The 1,942-nt window shown below is 73.1% G+C and carries 3 protein-coding genes; all 3 read left to right on the forward strand.

Features of this window, described 5'->3' with window-relative positions; all coding sequences use genetic code 11:
* Window positions 1–551, forward strand: a 551-nt coding sequence (locus AOK22_RS34580) for a helix-turn-helix domain-containing protein (RefSeq protein WP_157872375.1), incomplete at its 5' end; no start/stop codon positions are given.
* 11 nt (window positions 552–562) lie between these two features.
* Complete coding sequence (locus tag AOK22_RS34585) at window positions 563–934, forward strand: chorismate mutase (protein WP_193433288.1); 372 nt, start codon at window positions 563–565, stop codon at window positions 932–934.
* Window positions 935–1,042: 108 nt separating this feature from the next.
* Window positions 1,043–1,942: M1 family aminopeptidase (locus tag AOK22_RS34590; protein WP_279617106.1), on the forward strand; the 900-nt coding region annotated here is incomplete at its 3' end.

The raw sequence follows: 1,942 nt of genomic DNA on the forward strand, positions 1-1,942 counted from the left end.
CCGACGCCGCGGGCGCCCGCGCCGCCGTCGGCCGCATCGCCCGCGCCGCCCGCCGCGGCAACCCCCTCCTCGAGGTCGAGACGGGCGCCGCCGTCCACGAACTCCTCGTCGCGCTGCGCCGCGCCCGCGCCGACATCGCCCCCGACGGCGACCCCGTCCTCCAGGCCCTGGCCCGCGACGCCTTCCAGCCCATGTCCGTCGCCGAACACGCCGCACGGCACGGCATGACCCCCGCCGAACTGCGCACCGCCGTGCGCCGCGGCGCCGGCTGCAGCCCCAAGGACTACCTCCTCGGCATCCGCCTGGGCCGCGCCAAGGAACTCCTCGCCGCCACCGAACTGCCCGTCGCCGCCGTCGCCCGCCGCGTCGGCTACGACGACCCGGCGTACTTTTCGCGCCTTTTCACCCGCCGCGTCGGCATGGCCCCCGTCCGCTTCCGCGACCAGCAGGGAAGGGCCGTGCCAGGCGGCTGGTCGCAGCAGATACCGGACCCCGACCACCCGCCGATTCTGCGCTCCTCCGCGAACGGCGGCACCGGAGCGGCAACGTAGGCTCGTGGCCCATGACCACCAGCCACACCAGTGACGAGAACACGAACCCGGCCGCCGCCAACGGCGCCCGCGGCGGAGCCGGCACGGAGACCGACGAGGCCGTGCGCGCCGAGCTGGCCCGGCTGCGCGACAGCATCGACAACATCGACGCCGCCGTCGTCCACATGCTCGCCGAACGCTTCAAGTGCACCCAGCAGGTCGGCCACCTCAAGGCCAACCACCACCTGCCGCCCGCCGACCCCGCCCGCGAGGCCCGCCAGATCGCCCGCCTGCGCGAGCTCGCCGAGAGCGCCAAACTCGACCCCGCGTTCGCCGAGAAGCTCCTCAACTTCATCATCGCCGAGGTCATCCGCCACCACGAGACCATCGCCAAGTCGGCCTAGCACGCACGGCACCGCCGGGCCCCGGACCGGGCCCGGCCCGGCGGCGGCACCGGGCCCCGGGGATCCGAGTCCTACACCGATCACGGCCCCATCGGGCAGCATGGGCCCATGCCCGTACTGACACGCGACGAAGCGCAGACCCGAGCCCAGCTCATCGACGTCCACCACTACACGGTGGCCCTCGACCTGACCCAGGCGGCCGACCCCGCCGGTGACACCTTCGGCTCCCGGACCGTCATCCGGTTCAGCGCCCGCGCGGACGGCGCCACCTTCGTCGAGCTCAAGCCCGCCGAACTGCTCTCCGTCACCCTCGACGGACAGCCCCTCGACCCGGCCGGCCTCGCCGACAACCGCCTGCCCCTCGACGGCCTCACCGCCGGCGAGCACGAGCTGCGCGTCGACGCCACGATGCGCTACTCCCGCACCGGCGAGGGCATGCACCGCTTCACCGACCCCACCGACGGCGAGACGTACACCTACAGCCAGCTCTTCATGGAAGACGTCCAGCGCGTCTTCGCCGCCTTCGACCAGCCCGACCTGAAGGCCGTCTTCGAGCTGACCGTCACCGCCCCCGACGGCTGGACCGTCCTCGCCAACGGCATCACCGAACACCTCGGCGACGGCACCTGGCAGGCCGCGGCGACCCCGCCCATCGCCACCTACCTCGTCGCCGTCGCCGCGGGCCCCTGGCACTCCGTGCGCACCGAACACCGCGGGCTGCCCTTCGGCATCCACTGCCGCCGCTCGCTCGCGCCCCATCTCGACGCCGAGGCCGACGAACTCCTCGACATCACCCGCGCCTGCTACGACCGCTACCACGAGAAGTTCGAGGAGCCCTACCCCTTCGACTCCTACGACCAGGCGTTCGTCCCCGAGTTCAACGCCGGCGCGATGGAGAACCCCGGCCTCGTCACCTTCCGCGACGAGTTCGTCTACCGCTCCGCCGTCACCGACACCGAGCGGCAGACCCGCGCCATGGTCATCGCCCACGAGATGGCCCACATGTGG

This window comes from Streptomyces silaceus (assembly GCF_001419745.1).
In the GTDB taxonomy this organism is placed as follows: domain Bacteria; phylum Actinomycetota; class Actinomycetes; order Streptomycetales; family Streptomycetaceae; genus Streptomyces; species Streptomyces silaceus.